The sequence below is a fragment of the Bacillus sp. MYb209 genome (genome assembly GCF_002975175.1).
In the GTDB taxonomy this organism is placed as follows: domain Bacteria; phylum Bacillota; class Bacilli; order Bacillales; family Bacillaceae_G; genus Bacillus_A.
In genome coordinates this window covers 117,134-140,162 of sequence record NZ_PCNZ01000001.1, presented here as the reverse complement: position 1 = coordinate 140,162, position 23,029 = coordinate 117,134, and the positions used below count along the sequence as shown (strand labels likewise).

General features: G+C 34.2%; 22 protein-coding genes and 4 pseudogenes. 18 read left to right on the top strand and 8 right to left on the bottom strand.

The genetic code is table 11. The features are described 5' to 3' along the window. The first annotated feature begins 8 nt into the window (after window positions 1-8). Genes CQZ94_RS00725 through CQZ94_RS00715 form a run of 3 tightly spaced genes read left to right on the top strand, consistent with a single transcriptional unit; the run spans window position 9 to window position 3,792 of the window. Window positions 9-1,679, top strand: a complete 1,671-nt coding sequence (locus tag CQZ94_RS00725; protein ID WP_105583900.1) for an ABC transporter permease — start codon at window positions 9-11, stop codon at window positions 1,677-1,679. Continuing rightward, window positions 1,676-2,938, top strand: coding sequence for an MBL fold metallo-hydrolase (locus CQZ94_RS00720; RefSeq protein ID WP_142395712.1), 1,263 nt, complete (start codon window positions 1,676-1,678; stop codon window positions 2,936-2,938). Before CQZ94_RS00725 ends, CQZ94_RS00720 begins: the two co-directional genes overlap by 4 nt. Window positions 2,939-2,958: 20 nt before the next feature. Continuing rightward, window positions 2,959-3,792: a hypothetical protein gene (locus CQZ94_RS00715; protein ID WP_105583898.1), complete on the top strand. Its 834-nt coding sequence runs from the start codon at window positions 2,959-2,961 to the stop codon at window positions 3,790-3,792. Between the two features lie 54 nt (window positions 3,793-3,846). Here CQZ94_RS00715 and CQZ94_RS00710 read toward each other — a convergent pair whose 3' ends face one another. Continuing rightward, on the bottom strand, window positions 3,847-4,269 hold the full coding sequence (locus CQZ94_RS00710; protein WP_105583897.1) for a YfmQ family protein: 423 nt from the start codon (window positions 4,267-4,269) through the stop codon (window positions 3,847-3,849). 319 nt (window positions 4,270-4,588) lie between these two features. Between CQZ94_RS00710 and CQZ94_RS00705 the strand changes: the two genes are divergently transcribed. The 5 genes and pseudogenes from CQZ94_RS00705 (at window position 4,589) to CQZ94_RS00685 (ending at window position 7,537) form a co-directional block, all read left to right on the top strand. Continuing rightward, the gene (locus tag CQZ94_RS00705; protein ID WP_002158451.1) at window positions 4,589-4,750 is read left to right on the top strand and encodes a hypothetical protein; all 162 of its coding nucleotides are present in this window, start codon (window positions 4,589-4,591) and stop codon (window positions 4,748-4,750) included. 161 nt (window positions 4,751-4,911) lie between these two features. After that, window positions 4,912-5,547, top strand: coding sequence for a cupin domain-containing protein (locus tag CQZ94_RS00700; RefSeq protein WP_142395711.1), 636 nt, complete (start codon window positions 4,912-4,914; stop codon window positions 5,545-5,547). 101 nt (window positions 5,548-5,648) lie between these two features. Beyond that, a complete protein-coding gene (locus tag CQZ94_RS00695) occupies window positions 5,649-6,740 on the top strand; it encodes a serine hydrolase (protein ID WP_105583895.1) in 1,092 nt (363 codons plus the stop codon). Window positions 6,741-6,767: 27 nt separating this feature from the next. Beyond that, window positions 6,768-7,076, top strand: a pseudogene (locus CQZ94_RS00690) (histidine phosphatase family protein); the annotation flags it as partial. An 89-nt stretch (window positions 7,077-7,165) separates the two neighbouring features. Further along, complete coding sequence (locus tag CQZ94_RS00685; protein ID WP_000461762.1) at window positions 7,166-7,537, top strand: hypothetical protein; 372 nt, start codon at window positions 7,166-7,168, stop codon at window positions 7,535-7,537. An 18-nt stretch (window positions 7,538-7,555) separates the two neighbouring features. On the opposite strand, the gene CQZ94_RS00680 is transcribed toward CQZ94_RS00685, so the two are convergent. The 3 genes from CQZ94_RS00680 to CQZ94_RS00670 are packed head-to-tail and all read right to left on the bottom strand — an operon-like array spanning window position 7,556 to window position 9,172. Next, on the bottom strand, window positions 7,556-8,488 hold the full coding sequence (locus tag CQZ94_RS00680) for an alpha/beta fold hydrolase (RefSeq protein ID WP_105583894.1): 933 nt from the start codon (window positions 8,486-8,488) through the stop codon (window positions 7,556-7,558). Beyond that, on the bottom strand, window positions 8,449-8,778 hold the full coding sequence (locus CQZ94_RS00675; protein ID WP_105583893.1) for a DUF3147 family protein: 330 nt from the start codon (window positions 8,776-8,778) through the stop codon (window positions 8,449-8,451). Before CQZ94_RS00675 ends, CQZ94_RS00680 begins: the two co-directional genes overlap by 40 nt. Further along, window positions 8,762-9,172, bottom strand: coding sequence for a MarR family winged helix-turn-helix transcriptional regulator (locus CQZ94_RS00670; protein ID WP_105583892.1), 411 nt, complete (start codon window positions 9,170-9,172; stop codon window positions 8,762-8,764). Before CQZ94_RS00670 ends, CQZ94_RS00675 begins: the two co-directional genes overlap by 17 nt. 125 nt (window positions 9,173-9,297) lie before the next feature. On the opposite strand from CQZ94_RS00670, the gene CQZ94_RS00665 reads away from it, so the two are divergent. Then, window positions 9,298-10,125, top strand: a complete 828-nt coding sequence (locus tag CQZ94_RS00665) for a PP2C family serine/threonine-protein phosphatase (protein WP_105583891.1) — start codon at window positions 9,298-9,300, stop codon at window positions 10,123-10,125. 46 nt (window positions 10,126-10,171) lie between these two features. Here the strand turns inward: CQZ94_RS00665 and asnB are convergent, their stop codons facing one another. Further along, window positions 10,172-11,995 (bottom strand): asparagine synthase (glutamine-hydrolyzing), encoded by a 1,824-nt coding sequence (gene asnB, locus CQZ94_RS00660; RefSeq protein WP_105583890.1) that lies wholly within the window; start codon window positions 11,993-11,995, stop codon window positions 10,172-10,174. Between the two features lie 271 nt (window positions 11,996-12,266). On the opposite strand from asnB, the gene CQZ94_RS00655 reads away from it, so the two are divergent. Together CQZ94_RS00655 and CQZ94_RS00650 are read left to right on the top strand one after the other, a co-directional pair. Further along, a complete protein-coding gene (locus tag CQZ94_RS00655; RefSeq protein ID WP_105583889.1) occupies window positions 12,267-12,833 on the top strand; it encodes a sigma-70 family RNA polymerase sigma factor in 567 nt (188 codons plus the stop codon). Next, window positions 12,830-13,936, top strand: coding sequence for a DUF4179 domain-containing protein (locus CQZ94_RS00650; protein WP_105583888.1), 1,107 nt, complete (start codon window positions 12,830-12,832; stop codon window positions 13,934-13,936). The genes CQZ94_RS00655 and CQZ94_RS00650 overlap by 4 nt, the downstream gene beginning before the upstream one ends. Before the next feature lie 46 nt (window positions 13,937-13,982). Here CQZ94_RS00650 and CQZ94_RS00645 read toward each other — a convergent pair whose 3' ends face one another. Beyond that, on the bottom strand, window positions 13,983-15,056 hold the full coding sequence (locus CQZ94_RS00645) for a WD40/YVTN/BNR-like repeat-containing protein (RefSeq protein ID WP_105583887.1): 1,074 nt from the start codon (window positions 15,054-15,056) through the stop codon (window positions 13,983-13,985). A gap of 188 nt (window positions 15,057-15,244) precedes the next feature. On the opposite strand from CQZ94_RS00645, the gene CQZ94_RS00640 reads away from it, so the two are divergent. From CQZ94_RS00640 to fumC, 5 genes and pseudogenes are all read left to right on the top strand, one after another. Further along, the gene (locus CQZ94_RS00640) at window positions 15,245-16,144 is read left to right on the top strand and encodes a cation diffusion facilitator family transporter (RefSeq protein ID WP_105583886.1); all 900 of its coding nucleotides are present in this window, start codon (window positions 15,245-15,247) and stop codon (window positions 16,142-16,144) included. Between the two features lie 193 nt (window positions 16,145-16,337). Beyond that, window positions 16,338-16,508 (top strand): Fur-regulated basic protein FbpA, encoded by a 171-nt coding sequence (gene fbpA, locus CQZ94_RS00635; protein ID WP_105583885.1) that lies wholly within the window; start codon window positions 16,338-16,340, stop codon window positions 16,506-16,508. 239 nt (window positions 16,509-16,747) lie between these two features. Further along, window positions 16,748-17,408 (top strand): annotated as a pseudogene (locus tag CQZ94_RS00630) (class I SAM-dependent methyltransferase). 396 nt (window positions 17,409-17,804) lie between these two features. Further along, a complete protein-coding gene (nhaC, locus tag CQZ94_RS00625) occupies window positions 17,805-19,208 on the top strand; it encodes a Na+/H+ antiporter NhaC (RefSeq protein WP_002086402.1) in 1,404 nt (467 codons plus the stop codon). A gap of 125 nt (window positions 19,209-19,333) precedes the next feature. Further along, window positions 19,334-20,722, top strand: a complete 1,389-nt coding sequence (fumC, locus tag CQZ94_RS00620; protein ID WP_105583884.1) for a class II fumarate hydratase — start codon at window positions 19,334-19,336, stop codon at window positions 20,720-20,722. Between the two features lie 50 nt (window positions 20,723-20,772). On the opposite strand, the pseudogene CQZ94_RS00615 reads toward fumC, so the two are convergent. Together CQZ94_RS00615 and CQZ94_RS00610 are read right to left on the bottom strand one after the other, a co-directional pair. Next, window positions 20,773-20,931, bottom strand: a pseudogene (locus CQZ94_RS00615) (FAD-linked oxidase); the annotation flags it as partial. A gap of 233 nt (window positions 20,932-21,164) precedes the next feature. Then, window positions 21,165-21,588: pseudogene (locus tag CQZ94_RS00610) on the bottom strand (PH domain-containing protein). A gap of 163 nt (window positions 21,589-21,751) precedes the next feature. On the opposite strand from CQZ94_RS00610, the gene CQZ94_RS31040 reads away from it, so the two are divergent. Together CQZ94_RS31040 and CQZ94_RS00605 are read left to right on the top strand one after the other, a co-directional pair. Then, window positions 21,752-21,913 (top strand): hypothetical protein, encoded by a 162-nt coding sequence (locus CQZ94_RS31040; protein ID WP_002118090.1) that lies wholly within the window; start codon window positions 21,752-21,754, stop codon window positions 21,911-21,913. Window positions 21,914-22,213: 300 nt separating this feature from the next. Then, window positions 22,214-22,978, top strand: a complete 765-nt coding sequence (locus CQZ94_RS00605) for a DUF2087 domain-containing protein (RefSeq protein WP_105583883.1) — start codon at window positions 22,214-22,216, stop codon at window positions 22,976-22,978. The last annotated feature ends 51 nt before the right edge of the window (window positions 22,979-23,029 follow it).

Sequence of the window (23,029 nt, the reverse complement as noted above, 5' to 3'; positions counted from 1 at the left end):
GTGATTACATGGTAAATCGATTCGTATCAGTAAGACAAATTGGAATGACAGTAGCATTGTTACTTGTGGTGATGTTAATCGTCATTCCGCTTTTTCTCATTTTATTTTCTAGTGTATATGAAAATAGCAGTTGGAATTTTTTAAAGCCTTTTGAAGTCATGAAGAGTGGTGGATTAGCTGGGATTTTTCTAAATTCGATGCTTCTAGGTGTACTCGTTGTAATAGGAGCTACAATATTTGCATTTCCATTGGCGTTCATTATGAGCAAAACAGATGTAGGAAAGTATAGTAAGTTAGATATTATTTTTATGATCCCATTTATGACGCCGCCGTATATCGGATCGATGGGATGGATTTTGTTCATGCAACCTAACGGTTATTTTGAACAATTTTTTCCGGCTTTAAAGCCGATTTCATCATCGTTTTTTAGTTTAGGCGGTATGGTTTTAATTATGAGTCTGCATTTATTCCCATTCCTTTACTTCATGTTGAAAAACACGTTACTTCAAATTGGGAGTAGTAAAGAAGAAGCTGCAGCAGTTCATGGTGGAAGCTTTTTCTATCGTTTAAGAAAAATAATATTGCCGTTATTGTTATCAAGTTATGTAATGGGTGCTTTACTCATTTTCGTAAAGACGATTGCTGAATTTGGAACACCAGCTACATTCGGACGTAGAATAGGATTCCACGTGTTAACATCAGAGATTCATAAATTTATTTCGAGTTGGCCGATTGATTTTAGTAGTGCAACAGCATTATCTTCTTTATTACTAAGTGCGTGTATGCTCATTTGGTATATGCAAAATGTATTGAATCGAAAGTATTCATATGCAATGGTTAGTGGAAAAGGTGTGAAATCTAAAAGATATACTTTGTCTATAGTTACACGTTTTATAGCATGGGTTTATGTAATTGGTTTACTAATAGTAGCAATTGGTATCCCATACTTTTCTATACTCATAGCTTCTTTATCGAAGTTAAGAGGCGGGGGCTTACATTTTAATAACTTTACAACAAGCCATTATGAAGCATTATTTACAATTGGTTCTCCGGGATTAGAAGCTTTATGGAACAGTTTTCTTTTTTCACTCGTAACGGCGATTGTTGCTGTAATTATTGGAGTCTTTTTGGCACTTATGATTCGAAAGGGGAAAAATTCCTCTGAAAAATGGCTTGATATGTGCGGTATGTTACCGAATATGGTACCAGGAATAGTGATGGTTGTAGGGCTTATTTTATTTTGGAATTCACCATATATGCCTATATCAATTTACAATACACCTGTCATGGTTATCGTAACGTATGTTGTTCTTTTTCTACCTTATACGGTACAGTATGTAAAAGCATCGCTCGGACAAATTGATGACTCTCTTGTACAGGCAGGAAGTGTTTTTTCTGGGAATTATATTTATATTTTTAGAAAAATAATATTGCCTCTTATTATTCCGGGCATTCTTGCTGGATGGGCGATGACATTTACGATTTCGATACGAGAGTTAGTAGCATCGCTTCTCGTACTACCTCCATCAGTAGAAACGTCAGCAACGTTTATTTTTTCTCAATTTGAACAAGGAGAAGTATCTATAGGAATGGCAATGGCTGTTGTTTCTGTGGGGCTTACAACAATGTGCTTATTACTTCTGCAACATATGGAGCAAAAACGAAAAGGGGTAGCATGATGAGGATGGAAGTATGGGGAGGAGCGGGAGAATACGGTCGTTCCTGCTATTTTGTAAAAAATAAAGAGATGAAAATAGTATTTGATTGTGGTATTAATCGATCATATGAGGATAGTTATCCAAAAATAGAAAGAGAAGTTGTTCCATTTTTGGATGCGGTATTTTTATCGCATATTCATGAAGATCATACGATGGGTTTACCTTTATTGACGAAGTATGGATATAAGAAAAAAATTTGGACGACTCGTTATACGAAGGAGCAACTGCCAGCTTATTTTGAAAAATGGAGAAACTACAAACTGACGCAAGGGTGGAATTTACCTTATAACGACCAAAATATTAAAGATTTAAATTATGTATGTATTGATGAGATTAGTAATCCAAATGAATGGATACAGATTACACCAACGTTGCGGTTTCAATGGGGGTATAGTGGGCATGTATTAGGAGCTGTTTGGTTTTTAGTGGATATGTGTAATACATACGTATTTTATTCTGGTGATTATTCAGCAGAATCTAATATACTACGAGCTAATTTACCTGGAAATTTGCGAAGCGATATAAAAATTGCAATTGTAGATGCCGCTTATCACACTGATGATGTTTCGCAAAATGAACGAGTGGACGAATTATGTGCAGAAATTGAACGAGTTGCGCACAATAAAGGAATAGCGTTACTACCGTTACCTCCACTTGGTAGGGCGCAAGATATAGTATTGTATTTATATGAACGATATAAAAAATTTCCGCTTATAGTAGATAAAGAAATTTTGGTTGGTTTTGAAGAGATGTTCATATATAAAGATTGGTTAAAAGATAATGAAAAACTTGAACGGGCTCTGGAGAGTTTAAAAAGAAACATAATAGTTATGGATAATGACATTTGTATGCAAAATAGTTACGGAATAGTTGTAATGAGTGATGCGAATATGCAAACGAAACGAGCGCAGTTATATTATGAACAACTTCGGCATGAAGAACGAAATTCCATTATCTTTACTGGACATATTGCGAAAGGGAGTTTCGCAGAAAAGGTGATGAAAGAATGTGTAAGTAGAGAATGTAGGGTAGAGCGAGTTCCATATAAGGTTCATCAAAGTATAAGTGACGTTAAGGCGATGTTAAATATATTATTACCAGAACATACGGTGTTAGTGCATGCTCTTAAAGAGGACACGGATCGATTACAGCAAAACCTTAGTACAGCAGGATATGAAAATGTATATTCGCTTACTATGGAACGTATAGAAGTAATTTAAAGTGTAAAGGAGATCGGTATATGAAAAAGGTATTTGTATTCGTAAGTATTTTCTTTTGTTGTTTCCTTTATAATGTTAAGGAAGGGTTTGCTGCTAGTCCAATGAAACCTAGTTTTGAAGTGAAGTTATTATTAAAGCCAGAACAAGTATTAGGTTATAACAAAGAGATAAAGCAAGAGGTACTAGAACATTTCCAGGCTGGTACAAATTATGAAAGAATACAAGTGCAATTTTTAGATACGGCGAATAAAAATTTAAGTAATGAAGGTTGGTTTGCTAGAATTCGAAAGAAAGAATTTAGTAAAGATTTTGAGCTAACATATAAAAAGAGATACCCGATTCAAAATGGTATAATTCAAGATGCATTAGAAGTAGCTAAGAAGGATGGATTTGATAGTAAAACTGATAACTATGAGGCAGAAATAGATTGGGGATTTGAGAAGAAAACATTAAGTATTTCAAATAAGAAAAGTTATAGTGCTAAAGGATATGGGATACTTGATTTACCAAATGAACGGGATGCTCAAAACATGTTAATAGAGAAATTACCAGGGAAAATGAACAAATGGTTGTATACGAATTGGGGAGAAGAAATGCTCAACGATTCTCACATTTACGGTCCTGTATTAATGAAACGGTATACAGGGGAGTTTGAAAATACAAAAACGAATATTGAAATTTGGCCATTAAGTAATACCGGGAAGATAGAAGACGACTTCGTAATAGAAGTGTCATTTAAAACAAATGAGGAAAGTATTGCGACAAAACAAAGAGAATTATTAATGGCGAGTATAGAGAAAAAAGGATGGTTGTTACCGAAAGATAGTTTGAAGACAGAGCTTATTTTTCAGTAAATAGGAAAGAAGGAATCCATATGGCCATGGATTCCTTTTTCTAATATATGAGCATTAAGCTAAATCAGCTGACACGAACATATCACTATTTTGTAGGTTTTTAGAGCGTAAACTATAAGCAATTACTTTCTTTTTATGTTGTTTTACAATATCAACATGCTCTTCATGACTATAAATATAAAATGTAAAATCCTTTTTGCCACGCTTTGCATTGATAATTATAGGAGTGCCCTCATTATGCGGTGGTGCATAATAGCGATCTAAAAATAAACCTTCGTTAAAATCATGAATAATTTTGGATTTCTTTTCGCCTTCTAAGTTACTTCCATTGATTGTAACAGTCACATTCTCTTCTTCAAGTTGTGGATGTGTTTCGTACCTGCTAATAATGGATTCAATAACAGAGTTTGGAAGGCTAGAAACGATAATTTTAAATGCTCCAAATACAACTAACATAACAATAAACCAAGTCGTCATAGTATATCATCCCCTTTATTCTATTAAATAATATAACCCATATGGTAATAGTACATATGGTGAAGTTTTGTATATTTTGTGAAAAATTTTCCTTTTTTGAACGTTTTTTAACAAATTGAGCTATTGCCAATTCATAAGGAGGTATTTGGTATGATGGAAATATTAAGGTTTTTTATCAATCGTAAGGGGGAAATTAGATGGTAAGTTCGCTTTTGTTATTGTTAGAAAACTCAATTTTGTTACAAAAAGTTGAAATCAAAGCATTTTATAAAAAAAAGGTTTATAATAAAAACATAACTAATTACAAGGAAGTGTAACTATGAGTACTGTAGCTATCGTGTATGGTATTATTCTTTCCACAATTATTATTTTATTTTTCGTTGGGGTTTCACGTTATATTCATAAATGGAAAGAAGGAGTTGCGAAATTAAATCACATTGAAGAAGAACTTAGTGATTTAATGTTACATCATGGTAAGTAAAAAGTTTATTTTTTAACTAAACAATGTGAAGAATATCACAAAACATGCTCTCATAATGAAAGCATGTTTTTTTGTTATGTTGTTAATAGGCACATGCATAAAAAATTCCCATACGATACAGTGTGAAATCAGAAATGTTCGGAGCGGGAAAGAGGGATAAAATGAGTAATTCAGGTTATGTTACAGATAATAAAAATTTAAAGAAAAGCTCAGGAATGCCAAATCTTTTCTTTGATTCAAGAACAAATGTCTTTTTTAAAAGAGACGAGAAAAATGTTGCGTATGAAGTAACGTCAACACAGTTACCAGCGATGATTGGAGGAGCATTTGTTGATTTGTTTATGACGAAGGGGCATATGCGAGAACCACATTGGCATCCGAATGCTTGGGAGTTAGATGTTGTTGTCTCTGGGGAAGCCGTTACGTCTATTCTAAATCCTGAAACGAATCAATTACAAAATTATCATTTGAAAGCGGGGCAAACTGTCTTTATTCCAATGGGGTGGTGGCACTGGATCACAGCCATAACAGAAGAAGTACAATTACATTTATTCTTCAATAACGATCAGTTTGAAACAGCCGAAGGATCGGATGTATTAAGGTTGACGCCGCCAGAAGTATTTCAAGCTGCCTACGGTGTAAGTGCAGAGAAATTAGCGAAAGACCTTTCGCCAATTAAAGAGTCGGTTGTAATTGGACCGCCCACAGTAACCCGCTCTAAAGGCGATATACAGGCTGACGATTCAAATATAGTAGTTACGTTAAATGGACAAATAACTTCATGTGAAATAGAATAACTCTTTCTATTATTAGGAAGAGTTATTCTATTTTGTATAATTTTGTAATTATATTCGGTGTAATGATTATATGAAAGGGAATTTGTTAGAGGGGGCATATTGTGAATATAGTAAAGATTATAGGGATTATTGTGGGAGTTATCATAGTAGGCATTGTAGCGTTCTTTTTTATTATGAAATATTATTTGTCAAAAGAAGATCCAAAGTATGTTTTAAATTACATAAAAGAACATAAAGGTGATGAAACCTGTTCATTACTTATTAGAAGAAATGGCGAAGTATTAACATCTATAAATGAAAATAAAAAATTGCCATTAGCGAGTATGGTAAAAATCGTAATAGCAGTTGAGTTTGCTAAACAAGTGTCAGAAGGAAAGATAAGTCGAGATGAACAAATTTCATTACATGAGTTAGAAAAATATTACGTAAAAAACACTGATGGTGGAGCGCATCCTGCCTGGCTAGAAGATGCCAAAGCTAAAGAGTTAGTGAAAAATGGACAAATTCCTTTAGAAGAAGTCGCTAAAGGGATGATTCACTATAGTTCTAATGCAAATACAACATATTTGTTAGAGAAGCTTGGAATAGAAAGAGTAAATGAAAGTATAAAAGAGTTAGAGCTTACTAGTCATGACAAGTTCTCTTCCTATACAGCTTCACTATATATGAGAGGATATGTAGAAAAAGAGCTTCATGTACCAGAAAATCAATCATTAAAAATGCTACGTAACATGTCAAACGATGAATATAATAAACATGTGTTACAAATACATGAATGGATGAAAGACGAAGAAGAATGGAAAAAGCGGGATATCCCATTAAAAGTAGATATGGAATTCCAGCGAATTTGGTCAGACCGATTAGTGAATGCAAATGCTAAAGATTATATGAGTATAATGGAAAAGGTAAATAGTGGAAATTATTTTCCGAAATTAATGCAAGATGAAATTGAGAATGTTTTTAAAGGAACAGTTAAAAATAGTAAGTTCGAATATGCTGGTCAAAAAGGTGGTTCTACCGCATTCGTATTGACAAAAAGCTTGTACACTACAGATAAGAAGGGGAATAAGGTAGAAGTTGTAATTATGTTTAACGATATAGATGATCAAGTTGCATATCAAAAACTTAGAAATAATGTAGATTATTTTATTCAAGAAATTTTAACAAATGAGGAATTTAAAGATAAATTATAATGAAATAATTTTATTATGTAAACAAAGGACGCTTTTTGGAAAGTGTGGGAAGATTGGAATTTTGCATACGAAGGCGGAGAATCAAATGATGTAGCACAAAAGCGAGCTGTATTATGTTTGCAAAATATATTGGAAAAATATAAAGGGAAGAACATTGTAATCGGTACTCATGGAAATATTATGGTGTTACTGATGAATTATTTTGATTCTACATATGATTTTCATTTTTGGAAAACCCTTCATATGCCAGATATATTTAAGTTAACTTTTCATAATGAGAGTTTAGTTTCTGTTGGAAGAATAGAGAATACCGCTCGTCAGATTAATAATTTGTAAAAGTTTATCAAAAAAAGAGGAAAGAGAGAAGGTATTGTAGAAGTATGACTTTGTAACATAAAAAATATTGGTTAAAGGAGGCTGTTTACATGTTTGAGAAAGAGAAAGAAGGGCTTATTGAAGTTCACAACGTATATGAAATCGCACCAGCAGATGGAGCAATTATAGGTATGGCAACGGAAGAAGAAATGGAGATTGCTGCTGAACTAGAGTTACAGTACTATGCCCATTCTCGTTTATTAGAAGCAAATATTCAGTTAGACGGTTCCTCCTATAAAGAGTTACTTCAGGAGTTCCAGGAGTACGAAAGAAAATCAATGAATTTTTGGAGAGCAATACATAAACGTTTAGCTGTGCCATGGGCATGGGTACTACGTATTGATGTTGCGAATGGTCCTATATATGTAAGCAATGGGAGTTCGTATTATGAAGAAGTTGATGATGAAGAAGATTATGAATAGATAAGTAAGGAAGCAGCTTTAGTTGCTTCCTTTTTTTGTGTGTAATGAGTGAATAGCTTCAATGATAATATCTGGTCGATCATTTTCTATTCCGTGACCAGCATGTTCGGCAAGAATATATTGGCTGTTTATTGAAATATGTAATTGTTCACGAATCAGTTCTTGCCACATTGCTTCAAGTTGTGTTGCTTCCTCTTTTGGCATACCGCCCTCAATCATTTGAGTAATAGAATAATGAGGATCTCTACTGATAACAATTAATGGTGTTTCTAATGTTTTATCTAGCTCTTTTATTGAGTGAGCGCAATTTTTCCACACGGATAGTTCAGAGACTGTCGCTTTATATAATGAAGGAGAGGTAGAAAATTCAATTTGCTGTCTTGGTTGATCGACAAGCATAGGTTTTAGTTCATTATAAAGTGTGTCTACATCCATTTTGGAGTACGTATTATATTTTTGAAGCCAAATATCATCAGAATCAGTTTGATCAGAAACCGGTAAATGAAGTTCATCTAATCGGTGTAAGTTCATGGAAGTAGAATCAACTAAAAGAAGTGCTTGTAGTTGCTCTGCATGTAACATTGCAAAATGTTGTGCACATAACCCTCCATAGGAATGGCCGATTAGAATGATTGGCTCGTGAATATCTAGTTTGTTTAGTAACATATGTAGTTCCTTTGTAACTTGCCTTGCTGTACGTGGAGTATTTCCTAGCTCACTTTTTCCGTAACCTGGGCGATGATATGAAATGACTGTAAAGTTTTGTGAAAGCTTTTCTATAATAGGAAGCCAATCATAAAATGAGCATCCCATTCCTGTTTGAATGACTACAGTTTGTTTACTACTACCTCTCATATATACTTCTACATTTTGTCCAAATATCTCTACTGATCTATTAATAGTAATACCCCCTAAGCTTGAAATGCTTTTTGACAAGCAAAGATGATACACCAGGCGCCTATGCCAAAGAGTATCGATGTACTAAGTGAAAAGGAGTTTTTTAAACCGATATAAACAATAAATAATAGTAATGCGGATGCAGGAAATCCATATAATACGCCCATAGCGAATTGACTTAACTCCTGTTTACTCCCACCTTCGAAAGCAATCCAAAATAAACTAAGTAAACTCACAAGAGGAAGGGCAGCAATAAAGCCGCCTATCGTACTATAATGTTTAGCGACTTCAGTAATAACGCCGATAATAAGTGCAGAAACGATGACCTTAACGAGGAAATGCATATTTTGCCTCCTTAGCTAATAACGAAAAGGCTTTTGCTATTAATTGTTGCTCTTCTTTTGATAACTGTGATTCTAATATTTGTATCTTTTCTTTATCTAGCAAAGTATGCTTTTCTAATGCTTCAATTCCTTCTGTCGTTAATGTAAGGTTCACAACTCTTTCATCTTGTTTATTTCTTTCTTTAATGATAAATCCTTTTTGAATAAGGCGTTTTACATGTTCGGACGCTGTGTTATGAGATAAACCGAGTTCAGAAGCAACTTTTCCAATTGTTATGTCTTTCTCACGAGAAATGATTTGTAAAATGCGAATTGCTTGGTGAGAAAGATTGTCTTCATACTCATATCGTAAGTGGTAGTAAATTGTCTCCCAATGTGGATTAATATCTTTCATATTATAAATCCCCCTATTTTTTTATATCGTCTTATAAGATATATTCGCTTGGTAAGAATTAAAATCCTGTTATTTTCATAATAAATGTTGAAAAAGTTTATTTTTATTGAAATATAAGGTAATCTATGTGTAAAGGTATACATTTAGCAAGAGAGAGGATGATAGCTGTGAATACATTTAAATGGCTTAGTCATGAAAAGATGTATGTAGATCAAATACATGTTGAAAAATGTGGTCCTCTTTCAGTCGGCGTATATGGAGGGAATCAAGAGAGTGATGCATATGAAAGAGGAGATGCAGTGCTAGCTTGGTGGGATCCGAAATTAGAATTTGAATTTGTTATGATTTTTGATACACATCATAAAACGAAAAATATACATTATATAATAGAAGCTATTTCAGAAAGAGAAGAAAAACTAAAAGAGTTATTTTCATATCCAATACATTTAGCTTTTCATCATACACATATGTATTTATTAGCGTTATTTACAGATGAGCTATTTATTGAGAAATGTGACCAAGATGATGAGGAACTTGCATGTTTAATTTGTTTACGAAAAGGCGAGTTCTTATATTGGCTATCAGTTGGTGATTGTTTTGCGTATTTATTCCATTCAGAGCAAGCGGAAAATGGAAAAGGTAGGCTAAATAAGCGTAAGAATTATGAATATATAGGAAGAAAAAATGTTTTTGCAGCGAATACACCTTGCTTTACATCAGGGATAAGGGGATTAGAAAAAGGTCAGAATCACATTGTAATGGCAACAGATGGTATTTTAGAATGTGATAAACGAAAGTTTGATGATGATCAATCTTTAGTAGAAATATTACACGACGGAACTTGTTTACAGATTGAGCCTGTATTAACAAATGTACTTCAGTGGAAAGGTAGAGATTGTGCTACTATTATTGGATGGTCCATCGATACTGAAAATAGACAATGTGCCAATTAATAAATGAAAGGGAGTTCAAGGGTTTTTGTCCTTGAACTCTTTTTTGTTAAGCGATATGAATATGATACGTTTTTAACCATTCATTTACTTGTAGCATATACTCCATAGCACTTCTTGCTTCAAAATTGTTAACCACTTTATTACTTTGATCAGCAATTGCAAGTAATATGGAATGGTTAATAAGTGAGAAAACAGGATTGTTTTTATTGCTGCACATATCAAGTGTTAAATTACGGATTGTTTGTAAATAGTGTGGATCTTGTGAAGTAGGATAAGCGCTTTTTCTTCTATTTCGCACATCATCAGGTAAAGCCGGTTTCAGTGCTCTACGTAAAATACCTTTTTCAATATTATCAATACTTTTGACGTTAAAAGGTACATTCCATAAATATTCAACTAGTCTATAATCACAAAACGGTACACGAACTTCAAAACCTACAGCCATACTCATACGATCTTTACGGTCGAGTAAGAAGGGAAGGAATCTTGTTAAAAATAAATAAAACATTTGACGTTGTTTCGCTTCTTTTTTACTTTCACCTTCAAGAGTAGGTACTTCAAGAGCAGCCTCATGGAATCGTTTATTAATATAATGCTCAGGATTACATTGAGTCGTTACGTCATTTAATAATAGAGAAGATGTATTTTTCCAGTTTGTTAACCACGGAAACTTATCTACATATAATAGTTCTTCTTGATGAAACCAAGGATATCCCCCGAATACTTCATCAGCAGATTCGCCAGATAAAGCCACGGTTGCATCTTTTTTCATTTCGCAAAATAGTAAATATAGTGAAGTTTCCATTTCACCAGCACTCGGTAAATCTCTCGCATGAAGGGGAACAAATAAGTGATTTGCTAATTCTTCTGCATTGACAATAATGTCATGATGCGACGTCCCTACGTGCTCAGAAACACGTTTTACCCAAGGAGCATCTAGACCAGTGCGAGCGAATGTAAGTTCGAAATCTTTAGCGCTGTTTACAAAATCAATTGAATACGTGTGAAGTGTTTTGTGTTCCTCTGCAAATTCTTTACCTGCCAGTGCAGTAATACCACTAGAATCTAATCCGCCTGATAACATACAAACGAGGGGAACATCGGCAATTAATTGTCTTTTTACTGTATCTTGTAAAATAGATAAAATGTATGAAGATGTATCATCAACAGAATCTGTATGGATCTTACTTTCTAAATTCCAATACTTCTTAACTACTTTTTTATCACGTGTGAACGTTATAGAATGTCCAGCACGAACTTCTTGAATATGTTTAAAGACGCCACAACCTGGAGTTCGAAATAAGCCTAATCCAAATATTTCATTTATTCCAGTCGTATCAAGTTCAGCAGGAACAGATGGATGAGCTAATAGGGCTTTTATTTCAGAACCGAAAATAATACTGTTATCTCTTTCTGTATAAAAAAGTGGTTTTACCCCTAAATGATCTCGTGCTAAAAACAATTGTTGCTTCTGATCATCCCATATAGCAAAAGCGAAAATTCCATTTAAATGTTGTACGCAATCTTCTTTCCATTCTAAATAAGCATGTAGTAGCACTTCTGTGTCTGAATGAGTTTCAAATGCATGCCCACATTTTTGGAGTTGCTCTCTCAGCTCACGGAAATTATAAATTTCTCCATTATAAGTAAGAGCATACGTATAATCACCGGCACGGAATGTCTTCGGCTGTGTCCCGCCTTCGGGGTCAATTACGATTAATCGACGGTGTGCAAAAGCCGCACGAGGTGAAAACCAAAATCCTTCAGCATCCGGACCGCGATGCTGAATACTATTTGCCATCTTTTCTAAAATAACATGTTCATTGGAAAGATCCTTTTTCCAATCTACCCAGCCTGTAATTCCACACATACACATCTCATCTCCTAATTTTAAATAATTGAAAGTAGATTAACAAAATAAAATATACACCAAGTTAAAGAACGACCACATAAATAGTGTACTACATTAATCAAATTGTAGACTTGAGAAAATTTTCTTCGAATGCATAGTTATATGAGACAATAGATGAGGAAAAGTATTCCATTACATACAAAAAATAATAAAAAAGATGAGAGAAAACTTTTTTCTGGACGTTATATAGAGTGTAAAAGCTTTTACAAAAAATAAGGGGAATCGCTACATGAAATCAAATGAGAAAAATTATATAAAAAGATTACAGCGGCAAAAAGAAGATGCGTTAGAGTTTGTTGTTGATACATATTTACCGTTAATAAAAGGAATCACGCATAAAGTACTGCGGCCAATTCAAAATGATGGGTTGATAGAAGAATGTATAAATGATATATTTCTTTCCATTTGGAATAACTCAAATAAATTTCATGGAGAGCCGAGTGATTTTAAAAAATGGATTGCGGCGATTGCAAAGTTTAAAGCAATTGATTATTACCGGAAAGCGACTAAAAAAATAGAAGTCATTTCAGATGAGTTTCATATAAGTACAGAAAAATCGGCAGAAGACGAATTAATCGTTATGGAAGACAGGGAAGAATTATTGAATCTCATTAATCAATTGGAACCGTTAGATCAAAAAGTATTCATTATGAAATATCTCCTCGGCATGAAGACAGAAGAAATAGGAGATAAGCTGGGATTAACTCGAGCGGCAATAGATAATCGTGTGTATCGCGGGAAAAAGAAACTACAACAAAGTGCTACGAATATTAGTTTTGGAGGTAGTGTAATATGAAAGACATTTATGAGCTATTAAATGATATTGAAATAGATGAAAAAGAACTAGAGGAACTAGAGGCTTCTGAAATTGAAAAAGAAAAAGTAAAACGTAACTTAAAACAATCTATACGTACGAAGAAAAAGATGAAAACTTGGAAAAAAGGTGTCGCTGTTGCATCTATTTTAGTAGGGTTATCAGTTGCAACGCTTGGTATTGGATTTCCCACATACGCTGGAGGACTGCCTATAGTAGGGGATATATTCCGGTTTTTAGATAATGGTAGAACAGGGCTATACGAAAATTATAAAGAGTTTTCGACTGAGTTGAATATGACAAAGGAGAGTAATGGGGTTAAGGTCACAATTAATGATGCTGTGTTCGATGGTAGAACAATCACAATCACATATTCTATTGAGAGTGATAAAGATTTAGGAGAGAAACCGTTCATATTTGGAAGCCCGCAAGTTATGGGCTTTAATGGCGGGGGAGGTAGTTCGAAAGTTACAAAGATTGGAGAGAGAAAATATGTAGGTATGACCACTATGAGTGGTATTGGTAATGAAAGGCTAGATGTTGCAAATGTTTGGTGGGATATAGAAGCAATTGAGTTGGATTATGAAGGTAATGCAATAAAGGGGAACTGGAATTTCGCACTTAGTTTAAAAGCAATGGATAGTAAGGAAGCAAAGGTTAATGGGGTTTCTGAAAATGAATTAATAAAAGTGAATATAGACAAAATGGAAGTAACCCCGATGTCATTTATTGTTTATTACAATCAAGAAGAATCTAAGGCATTAAGAAATATATGGGATAGTGCTGATGTGGAATTAGAAATAAAAGATGATTTAGGAAATCGATACGTAGGTAAAGGAAATGGCGGAAGTAGTACAGTAGCAGAGCCACATAAAAGTAGTTGGAGTGCCACATTCCAAAAATTGAACGAAAATGCTACAAAGCTTATCGTTACACCTCATGTGAACTTGCGAGTGCATACACCTGAAAATCATGGTGGAGTGGAGTATGTGAATGGAAAAGAGAAGAAAATTGAAGTGCCGAAAAAAGAAGCGAAGAGTAAAGATATTGTGTTAGATGATATTGTGATTGATTTAAAGAAATAAAAAGAGAGACTGCCTGAAATTAATAAATAGGCAGTCTCTCTTTTTGTTAAGAGCTAGTAACGAGTAATGCATGAGGATGCTGCGTTTTATACTCATCTTTCCACGGAATGTTTAGTTGTTCCCACGATTCGCCGCTATCTACAGATTGGAAGATGCCGTTGTTATTTAAAGTGTAAAATGTATGTGGTTCTGCCGGGTTTGTCGCAAACATCGAAATGACTGTACCGATTGCAGATGGTAGTCCTTGCTGTACTTGCTCGAAAGGAGTATCTTTCGTTTTTCGATATATATAAGATTCATAAGGAATACGGTGATGAGCGAGATCAGCACTCGGTGCGGCGGAGACGAGAATCGTATTACAATCAGCTGGATCGATGGCCATACTGTATAAATAATGATGCTCTAGCCCTGCGCTACATGAGATCCAGCTCCTGCCGTTGTTATAACTTTCAAGGTATGCACGATCAGGGCCGCCCATAAATCCGTCACCGCATGATGCATATAGGCGATTTGGTGCGTCAGGATGCATGAGTAATTGATGAGCATCGATAGGAGCACCGAATTTTTTATCAATCCATGTATGCCCTTTATCGTTGCTTTGAATAACAGCACCAGCTTCGATTGAAACGTGGATTGTATTTGGATTGTTTGGATCAACTGTAATCCAGCGTACGTGATGAGTAAAAGGTCTCGGCGGGAAAGCCCACGTATAGGAAGATAATAATGATTTCATATTTTTAAGTTCAGTCCACGTTTCACCACCATTTTCTGAACGGAATAAAGCACTAGGTTCTGTGCCTACATAAACGACGCCATATCCGTTAACTTGTTCATTAGAGCTGATCGTTATGGAAGTGATCGAAGAATGTAAAATACCATCTTCTTTCGGAAAATCAAAGTAACGATAAGAATCCCCAATTGGTCTCCATGAATCCCCACCATCATCGCTTAACCATAAACCTCGTCCAAATGTTCCACAATATACACGATTCTTTTGAAATGGATCAACCGCAATACAAGTAGGTTGCATATTTTGTAAGTGATATGCTGTTTCATAGTGACCGTATTGTTCTTTCACTACAACAAGTTCACGCTCCATACAGAGAAATAAACGTTTCATTTTAGTAACCTCCTTAAAAATTCTTTCATTAGTAAACAATATGAAGCTGAAAAAGAAGTAGTCTTATTTTTTGTTGAGAAAAAGGACTTGTTTGAAAAGAAGCGAAGGTTGTATATAGAAGGAAAGCGGGATAAACGCCGGAAGTTTGTTGCATACTAACAGACAGATTCATATAAAGGGGTATTTGTATGGGACATTCACATGATCACGGCCATTCAAAAAATAAAAAGGCGTTACTAATTGCCTTCATATTAACGACAAGCTTTATGATTGCTGAAGTTATTGGTGGATTTGTAACAAATAGCTTAGCACTATTATCTGACGCGGGGCATATGTTAAGTGATGCAGTATCCTTAGCTTTAAGTTTACTTGCCTTCAAGCTTGGAGAAAAAACAGCAACGGCTGCAAAAACATACGGGTATAAGCGAGTCGAAATGTTAGCGGCATTATGTAACGGTGTCGTACTTATTGTCATTTCTATATACATTTTTATTGAAGCAATTCGCCGATTTAAAGAACCAGTTGAGATTGCTAGTAATGGAATGCTCATTATTGCTGTACTTGGTCTGCTTATTAATATTTTATCAGCTTGGATATTAATGAGAGGCGGAGATGTGAAAGGTAATTTGAATTTAAGAAGTGCTTTCTTACACGTACTAGGCGATCTATTAGGGTCAGTTGGAGCGATTATTGCTGCGTTACTTATTAAATTTTTCGGCTGGAACGTTGCAGACGCGATTGCTAGTATTCTTGTGTCTATTTTAGTCATTATTAGTGGGTGGCGTGTAACACGTGATACAGTTCATATATTAATGGAAGGTGCACCGCAGCACATCGATGTTGATGAAGTGAAAAATACATTATTAACGATTGCGATTGTAAAAGAAGTTCATGATTTGCATATATGGTCTGTCACATCGGACTTTCAAGTATTAACATGTCACCTTATTATTAAAGGTAATGAAACGCAAAATGTATTAAAAGAGGCAACGGATATATTAAAGGAGAAGTTTCATGTCGAACATGTCACCATTCAAGTAGAGATAGACGGTGAATTTAATCATAGTGAGACAACTTGCAAAGTATGAAAGAAAAAGGATAAGAAAAAGTGTCATAACATCGTTCGCGTGGCATACATATATATAATGTGGCCACAAATACTTTGTAAGGTAAATATTTCATAAGATTACTTTACTTATAAAGAATCATCTTTTATAATCAAAAGTGGTAATTGATAAAGATTATCATTTTCAATGATCGTAGAAAGGAGTTTTTTAAAAGATGAGTAGTCAACTCCGTTTTGCTGTTGAAAATCGTAAGAGGCATTTAATTGATGAGTTAATTGGAGCAGGGGTGTTTAAAGTTCGTGATCGGCAATTATACGAGCTTTCTTTAGAGGAATTGGAAAAAGAGTACGAACACATTGAAGAGTATGCAGACATTCAGGCATAACCATATAGAGTAGTAAAGAAAGAGCTAGTTACATGAGAATGTAACTAGCTCTTTTATTTCTTTCATGGGACGGAGCCAGTTTTGAGACATCATTTTTTAAATTTGTTTTTCGTCTTGCTTTTCTATCGCTGGATTAATAAAGGGCTAATTCTTAATCTTTTTATGAAATAGAATCATAATTACAATGATAAAAAAGAGTAATTTGGTTTGTTAAAAATATGCGTATAAGGAGATATGAGATGAACTGGGTTACTCATAAATCATCGTTTGAATTTGATAATTTTAGCCATATTATTCGGTCGCAATCTGCTTGGAGTGGGCATTTGGATTTCGCATATGATTTTAGTACGATTTGAAAAGCCAGGAACTTTAGTTGAGCTAGGCACACATTTAGGTGCTTCCTTTTTTAGTTTTTGCCAGGGGGTAAAAGACGGAGGGTTGTCAACTAAGTGTTTTGCTGTAGATACTTGGGCTGGAGATGAGCATACAGGTCCATATGGAGAAGGGATTTTTCATATAGTAGAAAAAGTTGTGAATATTAGTTACCCTAATATAGGAAATCTAATTCGATCTACTTTTGATGAGGCTCTGGATCAGTTTCAAGATGAAACGATAAATCTTTTGCATATTGATGGCTATCATACGTATGAAGCTGTTTCTCATGATTATAAAACATGGTTACCTAAAGTTGCGAAAAACGGTATTGTATTATTTCATGATATCGAAGTTAAAAACGGTGATTTCGGTGTGTATAAGTTTTGGGATGAGGTCAAGGTGAAACACCCTCATTTTCAGTTTGGGCATTCATATGGACTCGGAGTTTTATTTCCGAAAGGTTGTAGCGATAAATTTTCGGAAATACTTAAAAATAAAGAAGAGATACAAAATATGTATAAATAAAAGAGGGGCATGCATCGATTAAATGATGTGTGCGCTTTTTTTATGTGGAAATATATTATTACATATGAGGTGAAAGCGGTAGTAAAAAGTTTTGTTGAGGCAAATATTAAAAAGGTTATTATGGGTTAATAATTAGTGGGGGATGGATAAAACCCTCATTGATTAAAGTTTTATTTCATTAGGTGTTTTTATCTAAATAAATAAAAATACAACATTTTTTATATTTTTCATTGCGAAAAGAGTCATCTACTTTTACAATAGAAAGGGTTGTGAATATATTATACTGGAAAAATAAATCGAAATAATATGAAAATTTTGTTTTGTCTTCGCTAATTGTATACTACATACACGTAAGACTACATACATCATGTTATCGACTTGTAAGGAGAGAAAAAAATGAAAAGTGTAAGATTACCATCGATGCTAGAAATTATTATTCTTTTATGCCTATTTCTTGCTGTCGTCTTTTCCTTCCAAACGATTTTTGATCTCCCAATTCAATTAGCGCTATTTATTTCATGGTTTTTAGTTATTGCGCTTGGATTAAGATTAGGATTTCGTTATCAAGAATTGCAAGATGCAATTACGAAAGGGATTTCTAATGGATTAGAAGCAATTCTTATTTTAGTTGCAGTTGGAGCTTTAATTGGAACATGGATTGCTGGTGGGGTTGTACCTACATTAATTTATTATGGATTAGAATTCATTCACCCTAGCATATTCTTATTGGCAACTTTAATTATTTGTTCAATCACTTCTATCGCGACAGGAACATCATGGGGAACAGTTGGAACAGCAGGTATTGCTATGATGGCGATAGGTGAAGGGCTTGGATTACCACTTCCGCTTGTTGCGGGTGCAGTCCTTTCAGGAGCTTATTTCGGAGACAAGTTATCACCACTTTCTGATAGCACAGTTCTTGCAGCTTCTATGGCGAAAGTAGATGTTATTGCTCACGTTCGAGCTATGCTCGTATTAGACGTTCCAGCTTATATTATTACCAGCATTATGTTTACTGTTGCTGGATGGATGTATGGCGGGGATAATGTAGATTTAAATAGAGTAGAGTTTTTAAAAGAATCTTTATTAAAGCACTTTGATATTAAAATATGGATGCTTGTTCCAGCGGTAATTGTTATTGTGCTATTGGCGATGAAGAAACCATCTATGCCAACAATTGCTATGGGAGCTTTAATTGGTGCAATTTGGGCAACTCTTTTCCAAGGAATGCACTTTGGAGAGGCAATTGGAACAGCATATAACGGATTCTCAATTCAATCTGGTGTCGAGTTTGTCGATAAGTTATTAAACCGTGGTGGAATTAATGGTATGCTTGGTTCAGTAGCTGTTATTATTTTCGGCTTAGGTTTTGGTGGCTTACTTGAAAAGTTAGGTGTTCTAAAGGTAATTGTATCGAAATTTGAGAAAAAATTAAATTCTGCAGGGAATGTAACATTGTCTACATTAATCGTTGCGTTTTTAGCAAACATATTTGGTTGTGCGATGTACGTATCACTTATTTTAACGCCAAAAATTATGGAAGAAAGCTATGATAAATTAAAAATAGATCGCCGCGTATTAGCACGTAACTCAGAAGTAGGTGGAACTTTGACTTCTGGTATGGTTCCATGGTCTGATAATGGTATTTTTATGGCTGGTATTTTAGGTGTATCAACGTTATCATACGTTCCATTTATGTGGCTAAGCTTCGTATCACTCATTTTAGCAGTTATTTATGGATATACAGGCAAGTTCATTTGGTATGTAGATGATGCGGATAAAGGAAAGCAAGCATCATAAAAAATTACCTTCTGCGGTGGCGGAAGGTAATTTTTTATATATATATCAATGAGAATTCTTATCATTTGATAGAAAGTCTGTTAAAATAAAAGATGTAGGTATTTTATTTTCAAGGGGATGAAAAAATGGAGTACAGAATTGAAAGAGATACATTAGGAGAAATGAAAGTTCCAGCTGATAAATTATGGGCAGCACAAACGCAGCGCAGTAAGGAAAACTTTCCAATTGGAACAGAGCATATGCCACTTGAAATTGTAAAAGCATTTGCGATTTTAAAGAAGAGTGCAGCACTTAGTAATCAAAAATTAGGAAAGCTATCAGAAGAGAAGACGCAAGCAATTGTGGAAGCTGCTGATGAAGTTATTGCAGGGAAATGGAATGAACATTTTCCCCTTGTCGTATGGCAAACGGGTAGTGGTACACAATCGAATATGAATGTAAATGAAGTAATTGCAAACCGTGGGAATCAAATTTTGAAAGAAAAGGGATCTGACGTACATATTCATCCGAATGATGACGTGAACATGTCCCAAAGTTCAAATGATACATTCCCAACAGCGCTTCATGTAGCGTGTGTAATCGCGGTAGAAAATCATGTATTACCGGCTATTACGAAATTAAAAGAAACCTTAGCAGAAAAAGTAACTGCATTTGAGCATATTATTAAAATCGGTCGTACGCATTTACAAGATGCAACACCTTTAACGTTAGGGCAAGAAATTAGCGGTTGGCACCGTATGCTTGAAAAAACAGAGCGTATGATTGCAGATAGCAATACATATATGAAAGAATTAGCAATTGGTGGTACAGCGGTTGGAACAGGAATTAATGCACACCCTAAATTTGGCGAGATGGTAGCAGAAGAAATTAGTCTGTTTACAGGTAAACAATTTGTCTCTGCACCAAATAAGTTCCATGCGCTAACGAGTCATGATGAAGTTGTATTTGCACACGGAGCATTAAAAGCATTAGCTGCTGATTTAATGAAGATTGCAAACGATGTGCGCTGGCTTGCAAGTGGTCCACGTAGCGGCCTTGGGGAAATTATTATTCCAGCTAATGAACCAGGAAGCTCTATTATGCCAGGTAAAGTAAATCCAACGCAAAGCGAAGCGCTAACAATGGTTGTAGCACAAGTTATGGGGAATGACACAACAATTGGATTTGCTGCGAGCCAAGGTAATTTTGAGCTAAACGTATTCAAACCAGTTATTGCTTACAACTTCCTGCAATCTGCTCACTTATTAGCTGATGCAACAGTTTCATTTAATGATAAATGTGCAGTTGGTATTGAAGCAGATGAAGAAGTAATTATTGAAAATGTAAATCGTTCATTAATGCTTGTAACCGCACTAAACCCACATATCGGGTATGAAAATGCCGCGAAAATTGCGAAGCATGCTCATAAAGATGGATTAACTTTAAAAGAAGCAGCATTGCAATCTGGACTACTAACAGAAGAGCAATTTGATGAGATTGTAGATCCGAAAAAAATGATCGCTCCGAAAGAATAATAGAAGAGGCCAAGGTTCTTAATTTAGAATCTTGGCTTTTTTATCGCTCAAATAATCGCATTACTAACATCCCATTTCGTAAAACAATAAATGATAGCTAAAGGAAACTTTTGAATAGCCCGATTCCATTCTTGTCTAGCTTCCTCGTACTCACAATCATATCTTGTAATAATTTCACCTGTTAATCCTTCATAACTTAACTCATACATAATAAGCACCTTTCATTCATTTTGTGTAGTAGTTTGTTTTTCTAGAAATAGTGTATGTTCGTATCGTTTGTTTGTGATGGAGGGGGGGAGTATCTTTATGTAATAAAAAATAGACTAACTATTGGGTAGTTAGCCTGAGGGGAGAATAAATATGTAAACGGCGGTTTTGCTTGGGGAGGATATTCAATTCTTATATAGTTATCCTAATAGCATAGAACTGTCTAAAAACAAAATTATTCATTTGAGGTGCTATTGATTATTTTCACATTTGGCCAGTTTTCTTTTAAGAGTGAAATAAATTTCTCCTCTTCTTGTGGTACGAAAGATGTTACTGAGTCGAATAAATTATAATGAATTTCTATTTGCTGTCTTGTCCAATTTTCTGAACGAAGCTTTTTACCAGAGTATTTAATGTGACGTATATCTTCAAATGGAATTTCAGTACGGAGTATGAAACCATGTTTAACAACAGGGGCAGATTCCGTTATTTTGTAATGAGAAAAATAGAAAGAAGAGAGATTCACGATATTTAAGAGTATCATGAGAGTGAAAAAAATAGAATTCTCATTTTGAAAGAATAGAGAAATGAAAAAAAAAAAATAAAAATAATGAGATTAAAATGATATGAAATGGATTTTTTTTCGCTTTAAATTTCAAGTAAATCACCTCGGTATACCAGTCATTAAAATAATTAAATCACAATATCGTAATGAGGCGTAAAAATATGCAACATTACATATTTTTACGTTTCATTATTCGTGTAAACTTTTTTTGATGGGGTAAATTTAAATGAAGTTTTTCAAAAGTGGAGTTGCATAAAATGATTTGCAGAAAAAGCATTAAAGTAATAGTCATAATTAGTTGTATGATGATGATTAGTGGTTGTTCAAATAGATTCGTTGAGGATGGAAATCGAAAACATGTATTTGTACAAGCAAGTAAAGTTTTAGTAGAGGTTGTTTATAAAATATATAAAAGGTAAAAGGTGTTTCCGTATATGGAAACACCTTTTTTGTAGTTAAAATTGAATGTTGGAAGGGTCTTGAAGAATAGTCATATTTTGTTTCGCATCCCATAATAATTAGTTTGTTAAAATACATTCGTTTTTCGGTGTGATAAGTCCTATTTATCATAGTTAGATAAACATTTTTATAAAGGTTTATAAAATAGGTAAACGAAACATTGAAACGTTTGCTTTTGATGTGTTAAGATGATGAAGTGATAATAAACGTTATTGTAATTTGTTTGTTTTTAAAATAAACATTTTGAAGGAGTGTTTAGTATGAGTGATATTTCAGAGAAGTTTTGGGATGCGTCGGTAGAGGAATTGAAGAAAGGGTATGTATTTGACGAGGTAGCGGAGGAGTATATTTGTTTAGCTTGTGGAGAAACGTTTATTAAAGGGGTTATTTATCAAGAAAATCAAGTTTTGTATGAAGCAGAGAAGTTTGTACAGTTGCATATTCAAAATGAGCATACATCTATGTTTGAATATTTATTAAATCTTGATAAGAAGTTTACAGGTTTAACTGATTTGCAAAAGAAAATGGTTCAGTTTTTCCATATGGGACTTAACGATAAAGAGATTGTAAAAGAAATGGATGGCGGGAGCACGTCGACGATTCGCAATCATCGATTTACATTGCGAGAGAAAATGAAGCAAGCGAAAGTATTTTTAGCGTTAATGGAATTGTCAGAAGAAAAATCAAAAGTTCAAACTAAATTTGTACCGATTCATAGAACAGCTACGATGGTGGATGATCGATACAATATTACAGAGGAAGAAAATGCTGAAGTTTTAACAGCGCATTTTACAGAAGGTTTGGATGGACCGCTTTCTAAATTTCCGAAAAAGCAAAAGCGTAAATTAATTATATTACGTCATTTAGTGAGGAAATTCGATAGTAATAAAAAGTATACTGAAAAAGAAGTAAATACAGTTTTAGAAAATATATATCCGGATTTTGTAACTTTGAGAAGATACTTAATCGAATATGGTTTTTTAGATAGAACAGCTGATGGAAGCCAATATTGGGTGAAGTTATAAGAATGAAGCAAAGAAAATGAATAGAAGCACATAATAAAAACAACTATACAA

Bases quoted from the DNA above. Each gene is read 5' to 3' on its own strand.
- CQZ94_RS00725 (WP_105583900.1), top strand. From the start codon at position 9: ATGGTAAATCGATTCGTATCAGTAAGACAAATTGGAATGACAGTAGCA.
- CQZ94_RS00720 (WP_142395712.1), top strand. From the start codon at position 1,676: ATGATGAGGATGGAAGTATGGGGAGGAGCGGGAGAATACGGTCGTTCC.
- CQZ94_RS00715 (WP_105583898.1), top strand. From the start codon at position 2,959: ATGAAAAAGGTATTTGTATTCGTAAGTATTTTCTTTTGTTGTTTCCTT.
- CQZ94_RS00710 (WP_105583897.1), bottom strand. From the start codon at position 4,269: ATGACGACTTGGTTTATTGTTATGTTAGTTGTATTTGGAGCATTTAAA.
- CQZ94_RS00705 (WP_002158451.1), top strand. From the start codon at position 4,589: ATGAGTACTGTAGCTATCGTGTATGGTATTATTCTTTCCACAATTATT.
- CQZ94_RS00700 (WP_142395711.1), top strand. From the start codon at position 4,912: ATGAGTAATTCAGGTTATGTTACAGATAATAAAAATTTAAAGAAAAGC.
- CQZ94_RS00685 (WP_000461762.1), top strand. From the start codon at position 7,166: ATGTTTGAGAAAGAGAAAGAAGGGCTTATTGAAGTTCACAACGTATAT.
- CQZ94_RS00675 (WP_105583893.1), bottom strand. From the start codon at position 8,778: ATGCATTTCCTCGTTAAGGTCATCGTTTCTGCACTTATTATCGGCGTT.
- CQZ94_RS00670 (WP_105583892.1), bottom strand. From the start codon at position 9,172: ATGAAAGATATTAATCCACATTGGGAGACAATTTACTACCACTTACGA.
- CQZ94_RS00665 (WP_105583891.1), top strand. From the start codon at position 9,298: ATGTGTAAAGGTATACATTTAGCAAGAGAGAGGATGATAGCTGTGAAT.
- asnB (WP_105583890.1), bottom strand. From the start codon at position 11,995: ATGTGTGGAATTACAGGCTGGGTAGATTGGAAAAAGGATCTTTCCAAT.
- CQZ94_RS00655 (WP_105583889.1), top strand. From the start codon at position 12,267: ATGAAATCAAATGAGAAAAATTATATAAAAAGATTACAGCGGCAAAAA.
- CQZ94_RS00650 (WP_105583888.1), top strand. From the start codon at position 12,830: ATGAAAGACATTTATGAGCTATTAAATGATATTGAAATAGATGAAAAA.
- CQZ94_RS00645 (WP_105583887.1), bottom strand. From the start codon at position 15,056: ATGAAACGTTTATTTCTCTGTATGGAGCGTGAACTTGTTGTAGTGAAA.
- CQZ94_RS00640 (WP_105583886.1), top strand. From the start codon at position 15,245: ATGGGACATTCACATGATCACGGCCATTCAAAAAATAAAAAGGCGTTA.
- fbpA (WP_105583885.1), top strand. From the start codon at position 16,338: ATGAGTAGTCAACTCCGTTTTGCTGTTGAAAATCGTAAGAGGCATTTA.
- nhaC (WP_002086402.1), top strand. From the start codon at position 17,805: ATGAAAAGTGTAAGATTACCATCGATGCTAGAAATTATTATTCTTTTA.
- fumC (WP_105583884.1), top strand. From the start codon at position 19,334: ATGGAGTACAGAATTGAAAGAGATACATTAGGAGAAATGAAAGTTCCA.
- CQZ94_RS31040 (WP_002118090.1), top strand. From the start codon at position 21,752: ATGATTTGCAGAAAAAGCATTAAAGTAATAGTCATAATTAGTTGTATG.
- CQZ94_RS00605 (WP_105583883.1), top strand. From the start codon at position 22,214: ATGAGTGATATTTCAGAGAAGTTTTGGGATGCGTCGGTAGAGGAATTG.